General features: G+C 33.8%; 10 protein-coding genes. 8 read left to right on the plus strand and 2 right to left on the minus strand.

The genetic code is table 11. The annotated features are described in order from the left end of the window. A partial coding sequence (locus tag T529_RS0111110) for a transposase (protein WP_033163678.1) occupies positions 1 to 213 on the minus strand: 213 nt, incomplete at its 3' end. Between the two features lie 34 nt (positions 214 to 247). Here T529_RS0111110 and T529_RS0111115 point away from each other — a divergent pair. The 3 genes from T529_RS0111115 to T529_RS0111125 all read left to right on the plus strand — a co-directional run bounded on the left by T529_RS0111115 (position 248) and on the right by T529_RS0111125 (position 4,467). Next, positions 248 to 1,588, plus strand: a complete 1,341-nt coding sequence (locus T529_RS0111115; RefSeq protein WP_033163679.1) for a sensor histidine kinase — start codon at positions 248 to 250, stop codon at positions 1,586 to 1,588. A 169-nt stretch (positions 1,589 to 1,757) separates the two neighbouring features. Further along, entirely contained in the window at positions 1,758 to 3,752 is a 1,995-nt protein-coding gene (locus T529_RS0111120) for a hypothetical protein (protein ID WP_033163680.1), read from the plus strand. 1 nt (position 3,753) lies between these two features. Further along, the gene (locus T529_RS0111125) at positions 3,754 to 4,467 is read left to right on the plus strand and encodes a putative bacteriocin export ABC transporter (protein ID WP_081823134.1); all 714 of its coding nucleotides are present in this window, start codon (positions 3,754 to 3,756) and stop codon (positions 4,465 to 4,467) included. A gap of 625 nt (positions 4,468 to 5,092) precedes the next feature. Here T529_RS0111125 and T529_RS0111130 read toward each other — a convergent pair. After that, a complete protein-coding gene (locus tag T529_RS0111130) occupies positions 5,093 to 5,857 on the minus strand; it encodes a DUF4097 family beta strand repeat-containing protein (protein WP_033163681.1) in 765 nt (254 codons plus the stop codon). 110 nt (positions 5,858 to 5,967) lie between these two features. Between T529_RS0111130 and T529_RS0111135 the strand changes: the two genes are divergently transcribed. The 5 genes from T529_RS0111135 to T529_RS12945 form a co-directional block, all read left to right on the plus strand. Next, entirely contained in the window at positions 5,968 to 6,261 is a 294-nt protein-coding gene (locus T529_RS0111135) for an ArsR/SmtB family transcription factor (protein WP_033163682.1), read from the plus strand. A gap of 77 nt (positions 6,262 to 6,338) precedes the next feature. After that, on the plus strand, positions 6,339 to 6,869 hold the full coding sequence (locus T529_RS0111140; protein WP_202962304.1) for an NAD(P)/FAD-dependent oxidoreductase: 531 nt from the start codon (positions 6,339 to 6,341) through the stop codon (positions 6,867 to 6,869). Positions 6,870 to 6,994: 125 nt separating this feature from the next. Continuing rightward, the gene (locus T529_RS13840; protein WP_420801853.1) at positions 6,995 to 7,165 is read left to right on the plus strand and encodes a hypothetical protein; all 171 of its coding nucleotides are present in this window, start codon (positions 6,995 to 6,997) and stop codon (positions 7,163 to 7,165) included. Next, complete coding sequence (locus T529_RS12940) at positions 7,101 to 7,238, plus strand: DsrE/DsrF/DrsH-like family protein (protein ID WP_162173006.1); 138 nt, start codon at positions 7,101 to 7,103, stop codon at positions 7,236 to 7,238. The genes T529_RS13840 and T529_RS12940 overlap by 65 nt, the downstream gene beginning before the upstream one ends. Before the next feature lie 249 nt (positions 7,239 to 7,487). Continuing rightward, positions 7,488 to 7,652 (plus strand): transposase (locus tag T529_RS12945; RefSeq protein ID WP_202962271.1); only part of this gene is annotated, 165 nt, incomplete at its 3' end.

The following is a 7,652-nucleotide window of genomic DNA, read 5'->3' on the forward strand; positions in this document are numbered from 1 at the left end:
AAACTCTTTTGAGTAAGATGAATTTCTTTCTTTAGGCTTGAGAGCTTCTTGCCCATTGGCTTTATAGAGACTCGCCCATTGACGTATTCTGTTGTCACCATATTTCCCCATACCTAATTCAAAGGCAATATCAGATGCTGATTTCTTTCCTGATAGATAATCCTGTGCAGACTGAAGTTTCAGTTCAAATGTATATTTTGCTTTTCTTCCCATAATAAAACCCCCTAAAAGCAGGGCAGTACATTTTGTGTATTTGTACTGTCTACCTTTAGGGGATCGTATCAAAATCACAGTCTTTATTGTTTCTCTGCTTATTATCATCAACAGTATTTTTATCAACCAATGGACAAATACAATGGAAAGAAAAGATCCTCAACGAATACGTCAATTTATTGATGGAATCAATATTGATAAGAAGTTCTGTACAGTAAGTAATAAAAGCAAACAATATATCAATGAGAACGATCAATGGATGATGGTTCTCTCTAAAGACGGAAGTCTCGTTTATTCTTATAAACTTCCAAAAAAGTTAAAAAGAAATTATGAGTTAGGAGAACTTATTGATTATTCAAAATGGTATATTGAAGATTATCCAGTAGAGATGATGAATGTACCTGGCGGTCTTGTTGTTTTAGGAAATGTACCCCATAGTATCTGGAAGTTAAATCTTTCGATTGAAATGAAAGATATGCGCATGATGTTGGTACTCTTAGCATTTTTTAATATACTCATTACAGTTGTTTTAGCCTATCTTATGTCCTTATTGTTTATGAAAGAACTAAATACTGTTGTCTCTGGTATATTGGATGTATCACAAGAAGAAGAGACGAGATTAGAGGAAAAAGGTTATCTCAAAGATATTAAAATAGCTATCAATAAAGTCTCTCAAAAACTCAATGACCAAAAGCGCATCATCAAGGAAACAAATGCCATGAAAGAGGAATGGCTAGCTGGCGTGACACATGATATTAGGACACCTTTATCTGTTATTGTAGGGAAGAGTGAAGAACTTCAAAATATCGAAAATGACAACGAAAAGAAACAAATGTTAGAAACGATAAAGAATCAATCCTTTAAAATAACATTCCTCGTTAATGACCTAAATCTTATCAATAAGCTAGATAGCCATCAATTCATCCTTACCCCACAACCACTTGACCTATGTAAACTTATTAGGGAATGTATTGCAGATGTGATGAATATCTATGCATCAGATCAGTATGATTTTGTATTTGATCAAAATACTAAGCATGGAAAGATCTATATTGAAGGTGATGCACATTTATTAAAGAGAGCATTTCATAATGTTCTTATCAACAGTATTGTTCATAATGAACAGGGATGTTGTATTTCAATAAAGGTCAAAGAAGAATTAGATAATGTGATAATCACTTTTAGTGACAATGGTGTTGGTATGAGTGAAGAGAAAATAAAAAGCATAAACAATGGCAAACAAAATATCAATGAAGTCCATGGTTGGGGAAGTGTTGTTGTGAAGAGAATTATTGGATTGCATTCAGGAACAACTGAGTTTAGAAATAATAATGGTATGGAAGTCAATATGACATTACCAAAAAAGTTAGGTTAAAGTGAGGTTGAAGTTATTATTTTGTGAGATAAGGCTGATATGATTATGCCAGGTAAGATCTAATATGTAGCTAAGTGGCTAAAAGAATAGACATAGGAAATATCATATTGTCATGAACGATAATGAATATTTGTAATGCTTACCTAATTTATTAGGAATGGTCATGTATATGAAAAAATTTCTTCTCATATTTCTTATTGGGCAAATGTTGGTATGTTCCTTTATTTATGGACAATCCTTTTATGATATCTATTTTCTTAATAATATGGGAGTTGCCCACTACAATACTTATTATCTTGAAGAAGCTAATGGAGTGAATCTGGGATATCTTTATGATGAATTGATGGCAAGGCATATCTCTGTAGAAATCATCAAGGAGCCAATATCCATGGATGGCATACAAAGATATGAAGTCTATGATACGAAGGATATCTTAGTTTCTCCAATAAAACCACTCAGTCAAGAAAAAGAAATCAAATACCAGAGCTTAAACAAAGAAGATTTTAGTGATTCAACAGGTAAATTTAAAACCAATGCCTCTCTTAAACAAATAAAAGCTATTACCCAAAAGCTAGGTATCACCATCAAGCCTATCAAAAAAGACAAAATAAGTTATTTCCAGGTAGCTAAGAACAATGCCATGAACCTCTTGATCCTTCTTATCATCACACAATTTACTTTATTGATTTATACAATGTCTCGAATGAAGGTGAATGCAATTAAGAAGCTGAATGGCTTTTCATCAAGTATAATGGTTGTGGATTCATTTTCTGAATTTATTCCCATGCAGTTTATTGCATGCTTGGTAACTTTCTTCTTGCATTTAAGTTATTGTTTGTTGAATAGGAAGTTAAGTTGGGACTATGTGATTGGCTTGTTTTTGACATTTATTGTGATAGGGCTTATTAATATTCTTCTATTATTACTCACACAAATAAGTATAAGATTTATCGATATAAATGCGATGATGAAGAACCATATGTATTCTTCCACTATGAATAATGCCATTCATGTTGTTAAGATTGTATTTATTGTTGTTGTTACAATATCTATTTCTTTACTCACACGCGAACTTAATAACTATAATGCCTCAGTGCATAAAATCAATAAGTATCGAATGCTATCAAAGTATTTCACATCCAATGGCTTTAACTCAGATGAATATGACAAGGTATTTTCAAGTCATCATCATATTGATCTACTGTCAAAGCATGTGAAAAATCTTTATAAAGAATATGAAGACAAGGCTATTCTTATGGATGCCAATATAACCTCTATCGCCAATGATTCTTATTATCAAATGCATAATACCAGCTTTGAAAAGCTAAATGATTCCTATACTGATAATTATGTTGTAGTTAATAAGAAGTATTATGATCAATATATGAATGATGTGGGGTTAGATGGAAAAAGAATATCTTTGCCTCAAAATCAATCAGTTATTTTAGTACCTGAGAGATATAAAGGTAATAAAAAAGTAGACGCGTTCTGTCATGAACAATACAATGCCATGATGAACTATGACAGCTATTATCAGGGTCAAGCAGAACAAGACTATCATGATTTTACAATCATCTATATCAAGGATAATCAGTTAACACCTTTACTAAATACATACTTATTAGAAACAGGGAAGGATATAAAGAATTCTATTGTCTTTATTGATCATGGACAGTTTGCAGGAACCTGGTATTTATCAGAAATATCTAATGGAAAACTGGCATTTGCATTGAAAGATCGAGATGAGTATAAAATGCTATTAAATAAATATCATCTCAACAATTTACTTTCAGCTGGAACATTGCTGACACCGTTATCTGATGATATTCGATATTATGAATTTCTTGTTTATCAGTCTTTTGTCTTTGTCATTTTATTTGTGATAACTTTAATGATGATTATATTCTTCTCTAGCTATTTAGAAATCATGTTCAATAGGAAGAAGTTTGCCCTTAAATATTTAATGGGCTATTCAAGAATAAAAAGTATGAAATACCAATTATGCATTGAAATGATTATACTTGCTCTTTCCCTGCCTTTATTCATCTTTAAACAAAACATCCTGATTATCTTTATTTCAGTATTTTTAAATCTAACACTTTTATTCATTATGCATAATAAGCTCATCATAGGAAATATATCAGATATTATGAAAGGGGAATAAAATGAGGAAGCCCATTATTGTAGTAGAGAATCTTGCAAAGACATTTGGGGGAATAACTGTACTAGATGCTATCAATATGCAAATAAACGAAGGGGAGATGGTAGCTATTGTAGGAGAGAGTGGCTGTGGTAAAACAACCCTGCTCAATATTCTTGGCCTTATTTCTTTGCCAACATCTGGCAGTTATACAATAAAAGGAAAAAACATAAGGAATATCAATACAAAAGATGCCATGTTGCTTAGAAGACATACCATAGGTTATTTATTTCAAAATTATGGGCTAGTAGAAGATGAGACTGTTGAATGGAATCTTAAACTAGCCTATGCCTACAAGAAGACGAATAAGAAGCTACAAAGAAAAGAAATGGAAAACCTGCTTAATGAATTTCAATTAGCCGATAAACTAAAAAACAAAGTTTATCAGCTTAGTGGTGGAGAGCAACAAAGACTAGCCCTCATTAAGTTAATGATTAAAGATTGTGAGATAATCTTAGCTGATGAACCAACAGGATCTTTAGATGAAACCAATAGAGATCTTGTCATACATAAATTAATTGGTATGAACAAGCACAATAAAACAATTATCATTGTGACACATGATATGCATGTCGCTCATAGCTGTCAAAGAATCATTAAACTAAGAAAGACAAAAGACAATTTCACCAAAGAAAGGAGTAACTCAAGATATCAAAAGAATCATCCTTATCTTGTTTAGAGAAAGACAATCATCAAACTGATCGAAGATCTCTTGTAGAACAAAAGCTTCTTAAAAAACTACAAGAAGCTGAGGAAGCAGTGATCAATGATGATAGCTGGTTATCTCTAGAAGAACTGAAAGCAGCTCTTGGTATATAGGCTGCTAGGTTTCTTGTGCGATCAATCATTTAAAGTGGAAAATGTTTTTAAAGACCTACCATCATTGATTTGAATGGTAGGTCTTCTATTTCCTTTAGCTTTCATTTTTAGCTTCATCAATAACTTGTTGCATAGCTTTTCTAATAATTCTGCTTGCTTGATGCCAACCTTGTTGCAGGCTTCCCTGAAGCTGTCAACGAATTCAGCCTGGTATGAGCAGCTAAGCTTCTTGATATTGTTCTTTGCGTATTTCTTCTGTGCCTTATACTTGTCTTCTATGTTGAGTTCTCTTTATTTTTGAAGAAAGCAATGATTGTAGATCTATATTGCTTCATAACGACGTGATATCTTTTGTTTTAGTATAGCACAACGCTTGTATGTTTTAAATTGAATGGGAAGTATCTTCTCCTAACAGGATTTTTTTTGACTGCCCTAATAAAAAGGCAAGTTAACCAAAAATGCTTGTTACTTTGACGTATATTAAATTAATCATTTTCAATATCAATATCACCATTATCAGTTTGTGCAGATATCTTTTGAGAACCATGACCAACTTGAATAGAACCAGGATCATAGTCATTATCACCAATAGAAATATCGCCTGAATCTGTTCTAGCAGATACAGTGTAATTAGCAATGTTGTCGGCTAGACTAACAGAAATATCACCATTGCTTGAAGTTAGTTTGGATGACGTTAAGCTGCTATCTTCGATATCGACATCACCATTTGATGATGTAGCTACAAGATCTTTCACAATACACTGTTCCAAATCAAGATCGCCATTGCTGCTTTCCATTGTCAATGTATTAATGCTTAGCTTATTGATCGTATCGATTGTAATATCACCATCACTAGAAACAAGAGTGACATGATCAAGCGTGTTGAGGTTTCTAGGTAACGTGATGACTAATTCAGGATGGGAATGACTATTAGAATGTGTCTGTTTTTCTTTGATTGTAAGCATTCCATCTTTTATTGTGGCAGTAGGAGTTTCATCTTTTTTACCATGGTAGGACAAACCAAATGTATTGCCGCTCTTAAGCTCGATATCAGCTTCACTAAGCTTGACATTGATGCTGCTAAAGGCTTCAAGATTCTTATGAACAGTAGCTTGTTTTGGGGAATTCATGGAAATACTGAAACGATCACTATCCATAGTGATGTCTAGATATCTAGTTGCGCCATAATATAATGCAGCGATAAGAATGACAATGATTATCACGAGAGAAATAATATGTTTTCTTTTCATTAATTGGCTCCTTTCGTTTTTGTTTTATTATAAGATGTGAACAGAGGATTCACAAGATATTTGCTTGGTTATTATACTTGATAAAAATATTAAAATATAAAGGATGGAAAATGGATAAAGAAAATGAAAGAGTAAGAGCTCTTGCTGATAAGCTTAAAGCTTTGGCTCATCCAGCAAGACCATATATGGTCAAAAAACTTTATTTGCATGGAGAATGCAATGTCAGTTATTTTGTGGATTGTATGCCCATGTTACAATCTAGTATTTCACAGTATCTTGGTAAGTTAAGAGATCAAGGCATCGTGAAGATGGAGAGAAAGGGACAAGAAATCCAGTATTCATTAGTTGATGAAGATGTGAAGAGAACTATTGTAGCTTTATTTGCGAAGGAAGAAAGTGAGTAAAAAGCGTTATGCCGTTATTGGGGGGGTGCTGCTGGAGCAACTGCTATCGCAAGACTGAGAAGTCATAAATTATTTTGTTGGAAAAGGGCTATTATGTATCTTTTGTGAATTGTGGTCTGCCTTATTATATTGGTGGTGTTATTAAAGATCGTCATGCCCTTTTTGTATCCACACCAGAATCTATCGAAAGTAAATATCATGTTGATGTTCGTATAAATTCAGAAGTTATTGCCATCAATCCTGAAAAGAAAAGTGTGACTGTAAAGAGTAATGAGACTTATGAGCTTACGTATGACAAGCTCTTAATATTGACTGGCTCCACTCCTATACATCCTCAATTGGAAGGCTTCGAAGGGGAAAATGTATTGGCACTATGGAATATTTCAGATACGGATCATATCTATAACTATATCGATAAGTATCATGTTCAACGTGCAGTTGTCATTGGGGGAGGATTTATTGGCTTAGAAATGGTGGAGAACCTTGTGCATCGTGGCATACAGGATTATCTTGTTGAAAAAACCAATCAGGTTATGGCATTTTTAGATGAGGATATGGCGAAGTGCTTCATGTCACAGCAACTGATCCTGGTTTCTATAATGATATAAGTGCCTGGAGCACAGGCCGGAAGCTTTGAAGCATCAATTAGAAAAAAGAAGGACAGTCATCATGTCGTCTGAATGAAAAAGTCAAAATGAAGAAGAATATGGTTTCAAAGATGTTTGGGGCAATGATGCCAAGAGGCACAAAGAAACTTGCACTGTCAAAGATGAATATGGGTGCCAAAATGATTCGCTCTGTCATGAAAAAAAACAAATTTTTATTCCTTAGAAGACCTCATTCAGCAGAGTGTCAAGCTTACGGCATGCCAGATCATGGGTATTACTCAGGAAGAGCTGCTTGATAGTGTCGAAGTTGGTGGTGTTGCAAGCATGCTTAATGATAATGACTATTCTAATATGAAACTCTTTATTTAACACGCCGTGAGCAAGAAATCCCCCACCTATAGAGGTGGGGGGATGAATTGCGATAAACACGGCGTTTTATTGTAGTACAAGCGAAGCTTGTATCTAGTCTTTAGACAGTTGAGCGTACGTAGGACGTGAAACAATAAACCACCTGCTATGCAGGTGGATGGCAAGACAGTTATACAAAAACATCACCGTTCCTTCTATAATGGTAAGTGTTCAAGTTACCGCTAAAAAAGAAAGGAACGGTGATGTCTCATGGCTCATAAAGCCAATTCGCTATCGCATACAAAATGGTATTGCACATACCATATCGTATTCACACCAAAGTATAGACGAAAAGAAATATATGGTCAATATCGAAAAGACCTTAAGGAAATCATAAAGGAACTCTGCAGGTACAAAGGGGTGGAAATCGTAGAA

The sequence above is a fragment of the Sharpea azabuensis DSM 18934 genome, assembly GCF_000702165.1.
Classification (GTDB): Bacteria; Bacillota_I; Bacilli_A; order Erysipelotrichales; family Coprobacillaceae; genus Sharpea; species Sharpea azabuensis.